The following is a 15,576-nucleotide window of genomic DNA, read 5'->3' as shown; positions in this document are numbered from 1 at the left end:
AGCACCGCAGCACGGCGCGGCTGGCAGGCCGCGCCAACTCCCCGGCACATGCGACGACTTGAGTGCCGTCGAGCGGCGGCCCGTCCCGGGTGGCATCGTCTTCCCCGTGACCTCGCCCCGCGCCACCGAAGACACCGCCGCAGACGCAGCGGCGGCCGCCACCGACCGTCCCGCCCTCGACCGTCTCGACGCCTACCTCGAAGCCCTCGTCGACGCCCTCTGGGAGGGAAGAGACCGCCCGCCCGCGCACGAGCCCGAGCGGATCGCCGCCGCGGGCGGGGGTGAGCTTGTGCAGTGGGCCCTCGAGGAGCTGAAGCGCGTTCCCGCAGAGCCGAAACGCTCCGACACCGCCCGCCACGTGCACACCCTGCTGGCCGAGTTCCGCTCGCGCCGCTGCCCGTGGAACGCGGCCCTGCTGCGGCTGCTGGACGACACGTACGTCTTCGCCGCCACCGGCCCTCGTCGGCACGAGGACTGGGCGCACGACGTCCTCGCCGTGCTGCACCGCACCGTCACCGACCCCCGAGGCTGGGCCCGCCTGGACTGGGACCGCCACAACGACGCCCGCGACATCGTCCCCGCGTACCCCTTCGACCCGCCGGACGCGGCCGAACTGCCCGGCCGTCTCCATCCCCTCGACACCGAAGCCGCCGTCGCGGCCCTCGCCGTCATGAAGGAGGGCTGGGGTTCCGCGTCCACCCCCGTCCGCTCCCGCCCCACCCGCGACGCCCTGCTCGCCGACGCCCGCACCCTGCTCGACCGGTACGGCCCCACCGCCCGCTGCTTGACCAACGCCCGGGCCGCCGCCACCGACCGCGCCCCGGACTTCCTCGCGGCCGGGCTCCAGGGCACGGCATCCCGCACCTTCCTCACCGGCGAGTACCTCAACGGCCTCGACCTCTTCGACGACTTGGGCCTGGTCGTCGTCGGCGACGAGGAGGTCGGCGTGTTCTGGTCCATCGGCGCCTACTGACGACCACCCCGACTGCCCCGACTGCTCCGTGGTGGGCCTACGGGACCGCCCACTCGCCGGTGAACACCGGCTCCCGCTTCTCGTTGAACGCCGCGAACGCAGCCGGCGCGTCCACGGTCGCGAAGTTGACCGACTGCGCCCTGGCCTCGTTCGCGAGCGCGTCGCGCAGCGTGCGGTCCGCGCCCTCGTTGAGCAGCGCCTTGTTCTGGGCGAGGGCCACCGGGGGCCCGGCCGCGAGGCGCCGCCCGAGGTCGGCGACGAACGCGTCCAGCCCGTCAGGATCGACCAGCCAGGTCACCAGGCCGAGCCGGTGCGCCTCCTCGGCGTCGACGGTCTCGGCGAGCAGCGCGAGGCGTTTGGCCTGCTGCAGGCCGACCAGCTTCGGCAGCAGCCAGGAGCCGCCGCAGTCCAGGGAGAGGCCGCGCCGCGCGAAGATCTGCGAGAACCGCGACCGGGGCGTGGCCACCACGAGATCGCAGCCGAGCGCGAGGTTCCAGCCCGCCCCGACCGCCACGCCGTCGACCTTCGCGACGGTCGGCACCGGGAGTTCGTGCAGCACCAGCGCGAGGTCGCTGACCACCCGCATCCGGGCCAGCGGATGCGCCGGGCGTCCCTCGTCCCCGTCCGACAGATCGGCCCCGGCGCAGAACGCGCCGCCCGCGCCCGCGAGGACGACGGCCCGCACGCCCGGGTCGTCGCCGGCCTCCGTGAGCGCGTCCCCGAGGGCGTGCCACAGCTCGACGTTCAGGGCGTTCTTGAGCCGGGGACGGTTGAGGGTCAGGGTGCGGACGCCGTCCGTGGTGGTGCTGAGCAGTACGGGCTCGCCGGTCATGACGTCGGCTCCGCCTTTCTCCGGGGTGTGCTGGGAGGGGACAACAGGCCGCGCACGTACGGCGGTTGAAGGCAGTTGGCGATCGGGCGGCGCTGGACCGTCATCCCCTTGAGCCGTTCCAGGTCGGCGGGGACGGCGGCCGCGGCCCCCTCCTTGTGCCCGGCGAGGTACAGGTCCCGGATCTTCGCCGCCTCGGCCTCGTACCCGTACCGGCGGGCGAGGTTGGTGGCGACGTTCTTCGGGCCGGTCGCCGCGAGCACGATCGGGATGCGGTCGCGTACCGGACGGTTGATCAGCTTGAGAGGGCTGTCGGAGGCGTGGTCCAGGCCCGCTGCGGTCATCGCGGTCGGCGACGGGGTGCGGGTGTGGATCTGGAAGTGCTGGACGCGATCTCCAGGCGTTCGGATCCGCATGGATCCTCCCCAACTGCCGTTCTCCCTACGGGCGTTCGGGTCAGAGGGACATCGGTGGAGCACCCGAACCGCGAACTTAACGATCGTTCGGCAACTGCCGTCCTCAGGCAACCACAGGCCTCAGAACGGTGTCAACGGAGCTGCGGAACGTGGGTTCACGGGTTGCACTGCGCCGGCCAGGCCTGCCTCGACCAGGCGACCCAGGGGCGCCACGACTCCAGGTTGTACGTGCCCCACTCGAACGGGTTGTACGCGACGTGGCAGCGCAGCTGTTCCTCGATCGTGGGCGTGAGGAGATGGCCCTGCGCGCCGAGCTTGGTGCGCATCTCGCTGGTGTGCGCGAAGTGCGTGGCCGGGCCGCTCCACGCCCGGCCCCAGCCCGTCGGGTCGACGTTGATGACGTAGCCGCGCGGGTCGGGCGTCACCCACGGCTGGTACATCAGGTCCCGGCCGAGCCACGGGTCGGCGACGACCGGGTACGCCGAGTCGGGCAGACCGCGGTGGTCGACCCGCTGGACGAGGGTGTCGCCGCGCACTTCGTACCGTGTGGGCACGGACTTCCCGTCGGCCGTCCTGGCCCACGGCGGGTTGAAGCCGCCGAGGAACGCGCCGTCCGCGCCGGTGACCGCGACGCCGCCGCCCTTCTGCTCGTCGAGCGAGGCGCCCTCGGGCAGCCGTACGTCGTACGCGTACGCCTGCGGGGCCCCGGCCTCCTCGATGACGGTCGTGATCTGCGCCGAGCCGTCGGACTTCGCGACGGGCACGGTCGTGCTGCCGTCGCCGTGGTCGAACTCCCGCTGCCCGCCCGGCGCCTGGGCCTCCGTCGTCGTGCCGGTGCGCGGCAGGGACACCGCCACGGCGTCCGCGCCGGTGCCGAGCGTGACGGGCTGCCCGGCGTCGGACGGCATCCGCAAGCCCTCGACGCCCCGCCCCTCGGCGCCTTGTCCCGCCGCGCCGTCGAACACCTCCGGCGCCACCCGCTCGATCGCCTCCGTGGCGTCGCCCCCGCCGTCACCGCCGACGACCGCGGCCTGTGCGGGTGCGGTGCCGGACAGCGCCAGTGCCGTCGCCGCGACCACGCCGACCGCCGACGCCGCTGCCTGCCTCGTACGCATGCGTTCCCCCTCGATCCTGGACGTGCCGTGCGCGCACCATCCTGCTGCGGGGGTGTGGAAGAAACCTTGGACAAACCTTGAGCGCCCGGAGCGTCGAGCGGAACCGGGGCTCGGGGCGGCCCAAGTCCTAGCGGTGCGGCAGGAGTTGGGAAGCCGTTCCGGTGATCGCGTCGATGGCGTGCATGAGCGTCGGGACCTGGCGGCCGCCCGGCCGGGTCACCGCCATGATGCGGCGGGCCGGGGCGGGCTCGCCGTGCAGGCGCAGCCGCTTGACCCGCTGGTCCTCGTGCAGCCGCGCGAGCCGCGGCACGAGGAACACCCCGAAGCCGTGCGCGACGAGCGCCGTACCGGTGTCCCACTCGTCGCAGTGGTGCGCGATGTTCGGTGTGAACCCGGCGCCCATGCACGCCGCGAGCACCAGTTGGTGGTACGTCGAACCGGGCGTGCCGACGATCCACTCCTCCCGCGCCGCGTCCGCGAGGGTCACCCACCGCTTGTGCGCGAGCGGGTGGTCGCGCGGTACGACGAGGTCCAACGGGTCGTCGAGGAGCGGCTGTTGGTCGAAGCGGCCGTCGGTCATGGGCGGCGAGTCGGCGGTGACGACGAGCAGCGCCAGGTCGGCCTCCTGCGCGAGGAGCAGGTCGAAGCAACGGTCCGGCTCGGCCTCGATGATCCGCACCGTGACATGCGGGTGCGCGTCGCGCAGGGCCGCCGCCGCGGGCGGCAGCAGCGTGCTCGCCGCGGTGGAGAAGCCGCACAGCGTGACCTGCCCGGCCGGCTCCGAACCGGCGGCCGCGAGCTCGGCGCGCGCCAGCTCCCACTGCTCCTGCAGCAGCTCCGCGTGCCGCAGCAGGATCCGCGCCGCGTTGGTCAGGCGGATGCCCCGGCCCTGGTGGACGAGCAGCTCGGTGCCGACGTCGGAGGCCAGCTGCCGCAGCTGGTACGAGACGGCGGACGGCGTGTAGTTGAGGGCCTGGGCGGCGGCGGTGACGGTGCCGTGCTCGGCGACCATCTGCAGGATCCGGAGACGGGGATCGATCATGCGAACAGTTTGCACGGTCACCCCCGGAACTGTTTGATTCCGCTCGTGTTTGCTGCCGTGCACACTGACAGGCGTGGCTGAGCTGAAGGTTTCTCGGGGGCGCAGGCTGCCCTCGGAGTCGGTGGACCGGGACCGCGGGGCGGTACGTACCGCCGGGTTGCTGCTGATCGTGCTGACGGCGGGTGCTTACCTGCCGAGCCCGCTCTATCCGGACTACCAACGCCTGTTCGGCTACGGCGACTTGGTGATGACGCTGCTCTTCGCGACCTTCGCGTTGGTGTCCGGCCCGGCGCTGCTGTTGTGCGGCGCGGCGGCGGACGCGCTGGGCCCGCGCCCGCTCGTCCGCGCGAGTGTGCTGCTGGCCGCGGCGGGCTCGCTGTGCTTCCTGCTGGCCGACAGTACGGCGGTGCTGTTCGCGGGTCGTGTCGGGCAGGCGTCGGCGTTGGGCGCGGCGACGGGGGCTGCCCAGTCGCTGATCGCCCGGCACCGCAGCAGGAGCGCGCGCATCGGCGGCCCGCTCCTGGTCAGCCTCGCCTTCGCGGGCGGCACGGCGCTAGGCCCGGCGGTCTCGGGCGTGCTCGCCCAGTACGTGCCCGGCCCGCTGGTCACGCCGTTCGTCCTGCACCTGGCGCTGCTCGCGTGGGTGTGGAGACGGCTCGGCAGGGCCGTCCCGGCAGCTCCGCGCGCGATCGTCCGCCCGTGCCTCGCCCGCCCGAGCATCCCGGCCCCGTTGCGGCCCGTCTTCTGCGTGTCCGGCCTGAACGGCTTCCTCGCGTGGGCGGTCGTCGGCATCTACCTCGCGCTCGTGCCCGCCCTCCTGCAACGCACCCTGCACAGCGACAACCCGGCCCTGTCCGGCGCGGTGCTCGCCGCCGTGCTCGGCTGGTCGTTGCTCGCCCAACTCGCCGCCGTCCGCTGGAGCGCCTACGTCACCCAGCTCGTCGGCGTCACGGCACTCACCGCGAGCCTGGTCCTGCTGGCCGCGACCGGCGCGACCTCCCTCCCCGCGACCGTCGGCTCGGCCCTGCTCGCCGGCGCCGGGCACGGGCTCGCGTTCAGCGGCGCCACCACGGCCGTCGACGCCCGCACCCCCGCAGACCGACGCGCGGGCGTGGGCTCGGCCCTGCACCTGCTGTTCTACCTGGGCTCGGGCGTCCCCGCCGTCGCCGTCGGCCTGATGACCATCCGTACGCCCCTGCCCGCCGCGGTCGGCATCCTCAGCTGGACCGCCGCGGCGCTCGGCGCACTCGCCCTGGCCCTCACGTACGGGCTGGGCGTGTCCGGGAGGCTCAACTCCCGTTCCTCCGCTGCGAGTCCAGCTTCCGGAGTGCGGGCTTCAGGATCTTGCCGCCCGCGTTCCGGGGCAGTTGGTCCAGCAGGACCAGGTCCTTGGGGCGCTTGAAGGACGCCAGGCGGCCGTCGAGGAAGCGCGTCAGGTCGGGCAGGGAGAGGTCGGCGCCCGGGGCGGTCGTGACGTACGCGACCGGGATCTGGCCCCAGCGGTCGTCCGGGCGGCCGACGACCGCGACCTCGCGTACGGCGGGGTGGGCGGCGACGGCGTTCTCCAGCTCGGCGCAGTAGATGTTCTCGCCCCCGCTGATGATCATGTCCTTCTTGCGGTCGACGACCCAGACGAAGCCCTCCTCGTCCTGCCTCACCAGGTCGCCGGAGTGGAACCAGCCGCCCTCGAACGCCTCCGCGGTCTCCCGCGGCTTCCGCCAGTAGCCCCGGGTGACGTTGGGCCCGCGGTAGACGATCTCGCCGACCTCGCCCACCGGTACGTCGTTCATCTCCGCGTCGACGATCCGGTACTGGATGCCCGGGATCGGCCGGCCCACCGAGCCAAGCTTGCGCAGCGAGTCCGCGCCGCGCAGCACACACGTGATCGGCGACGTCTCGGTCTGGCCGAACACCGCCACGTTCAGCGCGCCCGGGAACTTCTCACCCATCGCCCGCAGCGTCGCGTCGCTCGCCGGGGCGGCGCCCCAGCTGATGATCCGAAGCTTCAAGTCCCGCTTGTCGACGTCGGGTTCGGCGCACAGCAGGTCCCACTGCTGCGGCACGTTGAACACCACGGTCGCGCCCTCCGCCTCGTACGCGTCGAGGACCGCCTTCGGGTCGAACGCGCCGAGCGGGTGGATCACGGTCGTCCCGCCGACCACGAAGTTCGCGACCATCGATCCGAGGCCCGCGATGTGGAAGAACGGCGCGGTCAGGAAGCCGACGTCGGAGTCGTCGAACATCTCCATCGCGCGGATGCACGTGACCGCCTGCACCTGCATGTTCCGGTGCGACAGCAGCACCCCCTTCGGGCGGCCCGTCGTGCCCGAGGTGTACATGATCAGCGCCGTCGACTCCTCGCTCACGTCCGGCAGTTCCATCGGCTCGTACGCGGCCAGGAACTCCTCGTACGCGCACTCCGCGGGGCCCGCTTCCCCGATCACGACCACCGTGCCGATCGACGCCGCCCCCGGCACCGAGCGCAGCAGCGGCAGCAGTGGGGCGTCGACGACGACCGCCGACGGCGCGCAGTCCGCGAGGATGTACTCCAGCTCCAGGGGCGCGAGCCGGAAGCTGAGCGGCACGGCCATCGCGTCCAGGCTGTTCGCCGCGAACACGGTCTCCACGAACCACGGATGGTTGAGGGTGAGCAGCGCCACCCGGTCGCCCGCGCCGACGCCCCGGTCGGCGAGCGCCGCGGCGAGCTGCAGGGAACGCCGCGACAACTGCGCCCAGGTCGTCGTCTCCCCACGGTGGCGCAGGGCGGGTTTGTCGGGGCGCATCATCGCGTGCGTGGCCGCCTGGGACATCCAGTGGTTCCGGAAGGACCAGGCGGGAGCCGTGCCGTTGGACATGGGGACTCCGTAAGTTGTCGGTCGGTCCGCGCGGTGGTGGCTGCTCCGGCATTCTGCCCGCCAACCCCCGGGCCGGAGAAGCGTCGTGACCCGATTTGTTAATCAGGAATCACATGGCGTACGAGGCGTGCCCGGGCGTGCGGGAACCGCCGCCGCCCCGCCGCCGAGCCCCCGCGGGTTGTGATTGACTGAGCGGCATGGCCCCGTCCCCGCACCAGCCCGTACGTTCATGACCGCCGAGCCGCTCTCCGCCACGCGCCCCCGCAACCGCAGGCAGCTCATCGTCGAGGCGGCCGGCCGGCTGTTCAGCGAGCGCGGCTACCACGCCGCGTCCATGGAGGAGATCGCCACCGGTGTGGGCATCTCCGCCGCGGCCCTGTACCGGCACTTCCCGAACAAGTACGCGCTGTTCGCCGAGTGCGCGCACACCATGGCGGACCGGCTCGTCGCCGCCCTCGACGAACTGCCCCGGGACGCCCCGCCCGCCGACGTGTTCACCGCCCTCATCCGCGTCACCGCCGCCCACCGCGCCTCCGGCGGCGTGTACCGGTGGGAGGCCCGCTACCTCGACCGCGACGACCGCCGCCTGCTCCGCGCCAAGTTCGCCCGCGTCGTGGGCCGCGCCACCGAAGCCGTACGCCGACATGAAGACCCGGCGGCCGAACGCCCCGACGCGGGACGCCCTGACTCCGAACCGTCGGCCGCTGCGTCGGCCACTGAACTCGCCGACGCAGCACGCCAGTTGCGGGTCGTCGCCGCGCTCGGCGCGATCGGCTCGATCACCATGCACCGTACGTCGATCGCCCAGCGCCGCCTGGAAGACCTGCTGTCGACCTGCGCCCTGCGCGTGGCCAACGCCGGGCGCAGGCCGGTGCGGGGGAGCGGGCGTGCCGTCGAACTGCCCGCGCTGCCGGTGGCGCGCTCGCGGCGGGCGGAGATCCTCGCCGCCGCCGTCCCGCTGTTCGCCCGCGACGGCTTCGCCAACGTCACCAACGGCCAGATCGCGGAGGCCGTCGGGATCGCCCCGTCCGCCCTGTACCGCCACTACCCCGGCAAGGTCGACATCCTCGCCGCGGCCTGCCTCCAGGCGGCCGGGCTGCTCACGCAGGCGGTCGACCGCGCGCTGCACGGCGTCACCGAACCACGGGACGCGCTCATTGCGCTCGCCGAGACCTATGTGGCGTACAGCTTCGAGCACACCGACCTCACCAGCGTCGCCGAGGCCGAATTCGGGGGCCTGCCCGCCGAGTTGCAGCGCCCGCTGGTGCACGCCCAGCGCGAGCACATCGCCGTGTGGGAGCAGCAGCTGAGGCTCGCCCGGCCCGACCTCGACCCGCGGCAGACCCGGGTCCTGGTGCACGCCGGGTTCGGTGTGGTGGTCGAGGCCGGGCGGAAGCTGCGCTGGCGGGACAGCCCCGAACACCGGGCCGCCGTAACGGAGTTGGTGGTCGCCGCACTGGGCGTCTGACGTGGGCTTCGGCCGGCCGGGGCGTCAGGAGCTCGGCCGGTTGCCCGTCGGGATGACGATCGGGGTGGTCTGACCCGAGGAGCCGTTGTTGAGGAACGCCATGGCCAGCGCCCGCAGGAACTGGTCGAACAGATAGAACCCGCCGGGCGCCACCGGGATCAGACCCTCGCGGAACTGGATGTACGCCGGCCACCCCGCGCGGATCAGCGCCGCCGACGCCGGGTCCCGCTTCAGGCCCAGCCAGTCGCCGATCTCGTCGCTCAGGACGTACCGCACGAACTCGTTGAGGAAGCCGCGCGACACCCCCAGGTCGACCTGCGACGGCAACCCCAGCAGCTCCTCCGCGAGTTGGATGCCCTCGGTCGTCGGCGCGAGGATCGGCGTCAGCACCTGACCCGACTGTTCCTCGGCCGCCGCCCACGACTTCGGGATGTACTCCTCCCGTACGCCGAGCAGATGCAGCGCCACCTGCCAGGAGTGCAGGAACGCCGCCTGGTCCTCTGTCGAGAACGGCACCTTCCATTCGAGGAGCTTCCTGCGTACGTATGTGCCGAGACTGTGGAAGGTGACCAGGATGTCGGCGTTGCTGATCGGGATGTCCTGGTCCGAGACCGACGTCCAGTGCGGCGACTGCGGCAGCAGATGCCGGACCGCCGCGTGCACCAGACGTGTCTTGTTGGCGGTGACCACGAACTGGCCCGACGGTTCGAAGCCGTCGAGCTCCGCCAGGTCGTAGCCGAACGTGAACGTCTTCGCCGCCCGGTCCTTCATGTCGGCGCCGCCCGCCGACCAGTACACGCTGCGCGCCTCGCGCGGGATCACCGTGCTCATGATCCCGCTGCCGAGCCCGTACAGCATGAACAGATACGTGTCCTTGCGCCGGTTGAAGTCCGCCGCCCGCGCCAGCATCGCCCGGTCCGCCCACGACGGCAGCCGGTTGACCTTCCGCAGCCACGCCGTCAGCTCGGCCGGGAACGCCCCGGGCAGCGGGTCGTCGTTGTTCACCCAGGACTCCATGGCGGAGTTGACCGCCGGAACCTGCCCGTTCTCGATCAGGGAGACCAGGAGCCGGTCCACCTCGTCGTCCCACACGTACTCCGGGTCGGCGCCCGCGCCGGCGCCCGCGATCGAGCCCTCCGGTGACCACGCCCACGCCTCGCCGGCACTGCCCGCCGCGCCCACGAGGCCGAGCGCGACACCGAGGGACAGGACTTTCCTGCGGCTCGGACTTCCGTTCCTCCCGCTGAGATCGCTCATTGACCTGCTCGCCTTCCTGGTAGGTCGATGCGGCTCAACACGCCTTGCCCCGATGGGGTGTTGGGGGAGCCGCGCATGACTCGATGCTTGTTCCAGGATGTGATTTCCGATTAACATAGCGAGGCGCGCCGCCACCGACAAGAGACTCGGCGAGGGCGGCGCAGCGGCGTTCCGGTTCGACTTTTCCGTACGACGTTCCCGTACGACGTCTCCGTACGACCGAGGAGCCCCCGCATGACCACGGAGCAGGAGCACACCCCGCTGCCGGACGCCGACGCGCAGAGCGCCGGGGCGCCGTCCTCGCGGCCCGGGTGGGTGACGGGCGAGGCGGTCGCGCGGTGGTGTGCGCGGGTGAGCCGGGAGGGGGAGGGCGGCGCGGTGTCGACGGCGCTCGCCCCGTTCGACCTGACGCCCGTCGCCGCCGTCCCCGTGTGCGCCCCGGACGACGTCGCGCGGGCGGTGGCGGCGGCCCGGGCGGCACAGGAGGAGTGGGCGCGGACCTCGCCCGGGCGCCGGGCCGGTGTCGTCCTCGCCTTCCACGACCTGCTGTTGGAACGCCAGGAGCAGGTGCTCGACCTCGTCCAGTGGGAGACCGGCAAGGCCCGCTACCACGCCTGGCAGGAGGTGGCGCAGGTCGCGACGATCGCCCGGCACTACGCCCGCCGCGCCCGCCGCCACCTCGCGCCGAAACGGGTACGCGGCATGGTGCCCGGCCTGACGAAGGTCGTGGAGGTGCGCGTGCCGAGGGGCGTCGTCGGCGTCGTCTCTCCGTGGAACTATCCGCTCTACCTCGGCGTCGGCGACGTGCTCCCGGCGCTGCTCGCGGGCAACTCCGTCGTGTCGAAGGCCGATGAGCAGACCGCGCTGACCCTGCTCTGGGCACGTGAACTGATGGCGGAGGCCGGGCTGCCCGCCGACGTGTGGCGGATCGTCACCGGCCCCGGAGACGTGGTGGGCGGCGCCCTCGTCGACGCCGTCGACTACGTCTGCTTCACCGGCTCGACCGCCACCGGACGCGCCGTCGCCGAGCGCGCCGCACGCCGTCTCGTCGGGGCGTCGCTCGAACTCGGCGGCAAGAACCCGCTGATCGTCCGCCCCGACGCCGACCTCGCCGCGGCCGCGCACGGCACGGTCACCGCGGCCTTCGCCAACACCGGCCAGATGTGCATCCACATCGAGCGGGTCTACGCCCACGAGGACGTGTACGACGCGTTCCGCGACCAACTCGTACGGCACATACGGCAGTTGAAACTGGGCCGGTCCTACGACTACGCGGCGGACATCGGCTCGCTCACCTCGCCCGCCCGGCTCGCCGCCGTCCAGGCGCACGTGGCGGACGCGGTGGCCAAGGGGGCGCGGGTGCTCGTCGGCGGCCGGGCCCGCCCGGACGTCGGGCCGCTGTTCTACGAGCCCACGGTCCTCGAAGGCGTCACCGGTGACATGGCCGTGTACGCCGAGGAGACCTTCGGCCCGGTGCTCTCGCTCTCCTCCTACGGCACCGACGACGAGGCCGTACGCCTGGCCAACCAGGGGAGTTACGGGCTCTCCGCGTCCGTCTGGTCGAAGGACACCCGCGCCGCCGCCCGCCTCGCGGCCCGCGTCCGGGCCGGGGCGGTCAACATCAACGACGGCGCCGCGGCGGCCGCCGGGAGCATCGAGGCCGGGATGGGCGGCATGGGCGACAGCGGCCTCGGCAGACGGCACGGCGCCGAGGGCATCCGCAAATACACCGAGACCCGGACCGTCGCCACGCAACGGCTGCTGCCCCTCGGCCCGCAACCCGGCGCCACCGCACAGGACTTCGTGCGCCGCACCAACGGGCAACTCGCCCTGCTGCGCCGGCTGCGGGTCCGATGAGCGTCCGGGAGGAGTGGGAGTCGCTGCGGGCCGCGCAAGGCCCCCTCGACACCGGCGAACTCGACGCACTCTGGGCCGAGTTGGAGCCTGTGGACGCCTGTGAGGTGCTCGGCGCGTGGCGCGGCTTCGCCTTCCCCACCGGGCATCCGATCGAGAAGACGCTCGCCGCGACCCGCTGGCACGGCAAACGCTTCGACGCGCTCGACGACGCCAAACCCCTCGTCTGCCGAGCCGCCGACGGCACCCTCTATTCCGACACCAAGGCGGGCCGCGGCGAGGCGAGCCTCTGGAACGTCGAGTTCCGCGGCGAGGTGACCGCGACGATGGTGTACGACGGCATGCCGGTCCTCGACCACTTCAAACGGGTCGACGACCACACCCTCATGGGCGTGATGAACGGCAGACCGGCACTCGTGCTCGCGGACGGCCGGCACTTCTACTTCGGCCTGGAACGCGAGGAGTTGACGCCCCTGACTTTGGGCGGGACCGGCGGGGCTGCGGGCGGGACCGGTGGCTCGGCGGGCACGTCCGACGGCTCGGCGGACGGCCCGGCATGAGGGCCTCCGTGCTGCTCTCGCGCGGGCCCGACCGCCCAAGCGAACTCGTCGACGCCGAACTCGACGGGCCCCGGCCGGACGAGGTGATCGTCCGGATCGAGGCGGTGGGCGTGTGCCACACCGACCTCGTCACCCGCGCAGCGCTCGGCGACCGCCCCGCGGTCCTCGGCCACGAGGGCTGCGGCACCGTAGCCCGGGCCGGGACGCAGGTCGACACCGTCCGCGTGGGCGACCGGGTCGTGATCTCCTTCGCCTCCTGCGGCCGCTGCGAGCAGTGCCGGGCCGGGCATCCCGCCTACTGCGCCCTCGCCACGGTCCTGAACGCCTCCGGCCGCCGCGTCGACGGCTCGCCCACGCTCCGCCTGCGGCAGCAGGAGCCCGGCCGACTCCCCTTGTACGCGGCCCACTTCGGGCAGTCGTCGTTCGCGTCGGCAGCGCTCGCCGACGCCCGCGCGTGCGTGCCGGTCGGGGACGTGCCGCCGGAGGCCGCCGCCCCGCTCGGCTGCGGGTTCCTCACCGGAGCGGGCGCGGTCCTCAACATCCTGCGGCCGGGCCCCGGCGACCGGCTGCTCGTCGTCGGCGCGGGTGCGGTCGGCAGCGCGGCCGTTCTGACGGCCCTGTCGGAGGGCGTCGAGGTCGTCGTGGCCGAACCCGTGGCAGCGCGCCGCCAACTCGCCGTACGGCACGGGGCGTTGGCGGTGCAGTCCCTGGACGCGCCGATGCCGTCGGGCACGCACGCCCTCGACACCACCGGCCGCCCCGAGACGCTCACCCGCACCCTCGCCCTGCTGCAGCCGCGCGGCATCCTCGCCGTGGTCGGGCTCGGCCCCCGCACGGTCGGCGTCGACGTGCGCGAGCTGATGCTGCGCGGCCTGCAACTCCGCGGCTGCGTCGAGGGCGACGCCGATCCGCGGCTCCTCGTGCCGGAGCTGGTCCGCCGCCGGGAGCAGGGCCGCCTGCCCCTCGACGCCCTGGTCACGCCGTACCCGCTGGCCGACTTCGACCGGGCGGTCGCCGACCAGCGCACGGGCCGCGTACTGAAACCCGTACTCCTCCCGCCCCACGCCTGACCCGCGCATCGACCCCGTACCCGTACGACCGACCCGACGACACAGAGCGGAGCACCGATGACGACCGCGCCTGCGATCCGGCCCGAGCGGACGCTGTACGACGACGACCACGAACTGCTGCGCAAGACGGTCCGCGCCTTCGCCGACAGACACGCCGCGCCGCACGCCGAGCGGTGGCGGGCCGAGGGGAAGGTCGACCGGGAGCTGTTCCGGGAGGCCGCGAAGGCCGGGCTCCTCGGGTTCAACATCCCCGAGGAGTACGGGGGCGGCGGGATCGACGACTTCCGCTTCAACGCCGTCATCGGGGAGGAGTTCTCCCGCCACCCCGCGGCCGACGGGCTCGCCGCAGTGGGACTGTCCAACGACATCGTCGTCCCGTACTTCACCGGCCTGACCGACGACGAGCAGAAGGCCCGCTGGCTGCCCGGCATCGCCGCCGGCGAACTCGTCGTCGCCGTCGCCATGACCGAGCCCGGCACCGGCAGCGACCTCGCGGGCATCACCACGACGGCCGTCCGGGACGGCGACGCATACGTGGTCAACGGCAGCAAGGTGTTCATCTCCAACGGCCAGAACGCCGACCTGATCGTCACCGCCGTACGCACCGGACCCGACCGGCACGGCGGCATCAGCCTCCTCGTCGTCGAGGCCGACCGGCCCGGGTTCACGCGCGGCCGCAACCTGGAGAAGGTCGGCCTGCACGCGCAGGACACCAGCGAGCTGTTCTTCCAGGACATGCGCGTGCCCGCCGCCAACCTGCTCGGCGCCGAGGGGGCCGGCTTCAAGTCCCTGATGCGCAACCTCGCCCAGGAACGCATCTCCATCGCCGCCAACGCCATGGCCTCCATCGAGGGCGTGCTGGAACGGACCGTCGCGTACGTCAAGGAGCGCAAGGCGTTCGGCCGGACCGTCGGCTCCTTCCAGAACACCCGCTTCGAGCTGGCCGACATGGTCACCACCGCCCGCGTCGGCCGCACCTACATCGACGGCCTCCTCGCCCGGCACGCCCGCGGCGAGCTGGACGCCGTGGACGCCGCGTCCGCGAAGTTCTGGGCCACCGAGAGCTACGTGAACATCGTCGGCCGCTGCTTCCAACTCCACGGCGCCTACGGCTACATGCTCGAATACCGCATCGCCCACGACTATCTCGACTCCCGCATCACCACCGTCTACGGCGGCACGACCGAGATCATGAAGGAGATCGTCGCCCGCGACCTGGGCCTCTGACGCGGGGCGGAAAGTTCTTCACCGGAGCCCTTGAGGTTGACCCGAGGTCAACCCGCAGAGTGCTCCGTATGACGAACCCGAAGACGAACCAGAAGCCGAACTCGAAGCCGAACCCCGCCTGGACGGGCATGGTCGCCGTCGACGACACCGCACTCGCCGTCACCGACACCGGCGGCACCGGCACCCCCGTCGTGTACCTCAACGGGGCCTACGCAAGTCAGCGCCACTGGAAGCCGACCGTCGCCGAACTCGGCGGCGACTGGCGGCACATCACCTTCGACGGGCGCGCCCGCGGCAAGTCCCGCAAGTCCGCCGACTACTCCTTCGAGGCCTGCCAACGCGACCTCGACGCGGTCCTCACGGCCCGCGGCGTCGAACGGCCGATCCTCGTCGGCTGGTCGTACGGCGCGTTCACCGCGATGTACTGGGCCGAGCGGCACCCCGACCGGGTCCGGGCCGTCGTCAACGTCGACGGCGCCCTGCCCGCGGGCCTCACCGGCGCGGAGGGGCACGAGCGGATCCGCAAGCTGTTCCGCCGCAACCGGCTGATCCTGCCCCTCGTCGCCCCCTTCGGCCTCGCCGCCCGCATGTCCGCCGACCAGCACGCCGACGTCAACATCGAGCTGAACGAGATCGCCGCCGCCTGCGCCCCCGTACTGGAACGCGTGACCTGCCCCGTGCGGTACGTCCTCGCGGCGGGCGACAGCTACGGCAGCAAGGACGGCGAGCAGGAGGACGCCCGCGCCGCACTCGAACCCGTACTCGCCCGCAACCCGAACCTGAAGGTCGGCGAGAAGGTGGCGAGCGACCACGGCGCGATCCTGCGGAAGGACTACCGGGCGGTGGCCCGTGCCATGCGCGAGGTAGCGTCGGCGGCACGGCAGTCGACGGCGGGAGGCGATGCGTAGTG

14 protein-coding genes are annotated in these 15,576 nt (G+C 72.8%); 8 read left to right on the top strand and 6 right to left on the bottom strand.

Annotated features, from left to right (window positions below):
• Positions 1-106 precede the first annotated feature (106 nt).
• Positions 107-973, top strand: coding sequence for a hypothetical protein (locus ACIDOF_RS32200; RefSeq protein WP_409009715.1), 867 nt, complete (start codon positions 107-109; stop codon positions 971-973).
• Positions 974-1,010: 37 nt separating this feature from the next.
• On the opposite strand, the gene ACIDOF_RS32195 is transcribed toward ACIDOF_RS32200, so the two are convergent.
• The 4 genes from ACIDOF_RS32195 to ACIDOF_RS32180 form a co-directional block, all read right to left on the bottom strand.
• On the bottom strand, positions 1,011-1,805 hold the full coding sequence (locus ACIDOF_RS32195) for an enoyl-CoA hydratase/isomerase family protein (RefSeq protein WP_409009714.1): 795 nt from the start codon (positions 1,803-1,805) through the stop codon (positions 1,011-1,013).
• Positions 1,802-2,218: a hypothetical protein gene (locus ACIDOF_RS32190; RefSeq protein WP_409009713.1), complete on the bottom strand. Its 417-nt coding sequence runs from the start codon at positions 2,216-2,218 to the stop codon at positions 1,802-1,804. Before ACIDOF_RS32190 ends, ACIDOF_RS32195 begins: the two co-directional genes overlap by 4 nt.
• Positions 2,219-2,373: 155 nt before the next feature.
• The gene (locus tag ACIDOF_RS32185; protein ID WP_409009712.1) at positions 2,374-3,333 is read right to left on the bottom strand and encodes a DUF2599 domain-containing protein; all 960 of its coding nucleotides are present in this window, start codon (positions 3,331-3,333) and stop codon (positions 2,374-2,376) included.
• 127 nt (positions 3,334-3,460) lie between these two features.
• Positions 3,461-4,375: a LysR family transcriptional regulator gene (locus ACIDOF_RS32180; RefSeq protein ID WP_409009711.1), complete on the bottom strand. Its 915-nt coding sequence runs from the start codon at positions 4,373-4,375 to the stop codon at positions 3,461-3,463.
• A gap of 73 nt (positions 4,376-4,448) precedes the next feature.
• Here ACIDOF_RS32180 and ACIDOF_RS32175 point away from each other — a divergent pair, with 73 nt between their 5' ends.
• Positions 4,449-5,777 carry an MFS transporter gene (locus tag ACIDOF_RS32175; protein ID WP_409009710.1) on the top strand — a complete coding sequence of 443 codons (1,329 nt, stop codon included), beginning with the start codon at positions 4,449-4,451 and terminating at the stop codon, positions 5,775-5,777.
• On the opposite strand, the gene ACIDOF_RS32170 is transcribed toward ACIDOF_RS32175, so the two are convergent.
• Positions 5,665-7,230, bottom strand: a complete 1,566-nt coding sequence (locus ACIDOF_RS32170; RefSeq protein ID WP_409009709.1) for a long-chain-fatty-acid--CoA ligase — start codon at positions 7,228-7,230, stop codon at positions 5,665-5,667. The two genes, ACIDOF_RS32175 and ACIDOF_RS32170, sit on opposite strands and share 113 nt — an antisense overlap.
• A 229-nt stretch (positions 7,231-7,459) precedes the next feature.
• Between ACIDOF_RS32170 and ACIDOF_RS32165 the strand changes: the two genes are divergently transcribed.
• The gene (locus ACIDOF_RS32165) at positions 7,460-8,698 is read left to right on the top strand and encodes a TetR/AcrR family transcriptional regulator (RefSeq protein ID WP_409009708.1); all 1,239 of its coding nucleotides are present in this window, start codon (positions 7,460-7,462) and stop codon (positions 8,696-8,698) included.
• Between the two features lie 24 nt (positions 8,699-8,722).
• Here ACIDOF_RS32165 and ACIDOF_RS32160 read toward each other — a convergent pair whose 3' ends face one another.
• The gene (locus tag ACIDOF_RS32160; protein ID WP_409009707.1) at positions 8,723-9,955 is read right to left on the bottom strand and encodes an oxygenase MpaB family protein; all 1,233 of its coding nucleotides are present in this window, start codon (positions 9,953-9,955) and stop codon (positions 8,723-8,725) included.
• 234 nt (positions 9,956-10,189) lie between these two features.
• Here ACIDOF_RS32160 and ACIDOF_RS32155 point away from each other — a divergent pair, with 234 nt between their 5' ends.
• The 5 genes from ACIDOF_RS32155 (at position 10,190) to ACIDOF_RS32135 (ending at position 15,574) form a co-directional block, all read left to right on the top strand.
• A complete protein-coding gene (locus ACIDOF_RS32155; RefSeq protein ID WP_409009706.1) occupies positions 10,190-11,812 on the top strand; it encodes a succinic semialdehyde dehydrogenase in 1,623 nt (540 codons plus the stop codon).
• Positions 11,809-12,369, top strand: a complete 561-nt coding sequence (locus ACIDOF_RS32150) for a DUF4334 domain-containing protein (protein ID WP_409009705.1) — start codon at positions 11,809-11,811, stop codon at positions 12,367-12,369. The genes ACIDOF_RS32155 and ACIDOF_RS32150 overlap by 4 nt, the downstream gene beginning before the upstream one ends.
• Positions 12,366-13,439, top strand: a complete 1,074-nt coding sequence (locus ACIDOF_RS32145; protein WP_409009704.1) for an alcohol dehydrogenase catalytic domain-containing protein — start codon at positions 12,366-12,368, stop codon at positions 13,437-13,439. The genes ACIDOF_RS32150 and ACIDOF_RS32145 overlap by 4 nt, the downstream gene beginning before the upstream one ends.
• A 57-nt stretch (positions 13,440-13,496) precedes the next feature.
• Positions 13,497-14,666 carry an acyl-CoA dehydrogenase family protein gene (locus tag ACIDOF_RS32140; RefSeq protein ID WP_409009703.1) on the top strand — a complete coding sequence of 390 codons (1,170 nt, stop codon included), beginning with the start codon at positions 13,497-13,499 and terminating at the stop codon, positions 14,664-14,666.
• Positions 14,667-14,734: 68 nt separating this feature from the next.
• Positions 14,735-15,574, top strand: coding sequence for an alpha/beta fold hydrolase (locus ACIDOF_RS32135; protein WP_409009702.1), 840 nt, complete (start codon positions 14,735-14,737; stop codon positions 15,572-15,574).
• Positions 15,575-15,576 lie beyond the last annotated feature (2 nt).

Source organism: Streptomyces sp. Da 82-17, from assembly GCF_046098215.1.
Taxonomy (GTDB): domain Bacteria; phylum Actinomycetota; class Actinomycetes; order Streptomycetales; family Streptomycetaceae; genus Streptomyces.
This window is presented reverse-complemented; position numbering and strand designations above follow the sequence as displayed.

Bases quoted from the DNA above. Each gene is read 5' to 3' on its own strand.
- ACIDOF_RS32165 (WP_409009708.1), top strand. From the start codon at position 7,460: ATGACCGCCGAGCCGCTCTCCGCCACGCGCCCCCGCAACCGCAGGCAG.
- ACIDOF_RS32135 (WP_409009702.1), top strand. From the start codon at position 14,735: ATGACGAACCCGAAGACGAACCAGAAGCCGAACTCGAAGCCGAACCCC.
- ACIDOF_RS32195 (WP_409009714.1), bottom strand. From the start codon at position 1,805: ATGACCGGCGAGCCCGTACTGCTCAGCACCACCACGGACGGCGTCCGC.
- ACIDOF_RS32170 (WP_409009709.1), bottom strand. From the start codon at position 7,230: ATGTCCAACGGCACGGCTCCCGCCTGGTCCTTCCGGAACCACTGGATG.
- ACIDOF_RS32150 (WP_409009705.1), top strand. From the start codon at position 11,809: ATGAGCGTCCGGGAGGAGTGGGAGTCGCTGCGGGCCGCGCAAGGCCCC.
- ACIDOF_RS32180 (WP_409009711.1), bottom strand. From the start codon at position 4,375: ATGATCGATCCCCGTCTCCGGATCCTGCAGATGGTCGCCGAGCACGGC.
- ACIDOF_RS32185 (WP_409009712.1), bottom strand. From the start codon at position 3,333: ATGCGTACGAGGCAGGCAGCGGCGTCGGCGGTCGGCGTGGTCGCGGCG.
- ACIDOF_RS32140 (WP_409009703.1), top strand. From the start codon at position 13,497: ATGACGACCGCGCCTGCGATCCGGCCCGAGCGGACGCTGTACGACGAC.
- ACIDOF_RS32190 (WP_409009713.1), bottom strand. From the start codon at position 2,218: ATGCGGATCCGAACGCCTGGAGATCGCGTCCAGCACTTCCAGATCCAC.
- ACIDOF_RS32155 (WP_409009706.1), top strand. From the start codon at position 10,190: ATGACCACGGAGCAGGAGCACACCCCGCTGCCGGACGCCGACGCGCAG.
- ACIDOF_RS32160 (WP_409009707.1), bottom strand. From the start codon at position 9,955: ATGAGCGATCTCAGCGGGAGGAACGGAAGTCCGAGCCGCAGGAAAGTC.
- ACIDOF_RS32145 (WP_409009704.1), top strand. From the start codon at position 12,366: ATGAGGGCCTCCGTGCTGCTCTCGCGCGGGCCCGACCGCCCAAGCGAA.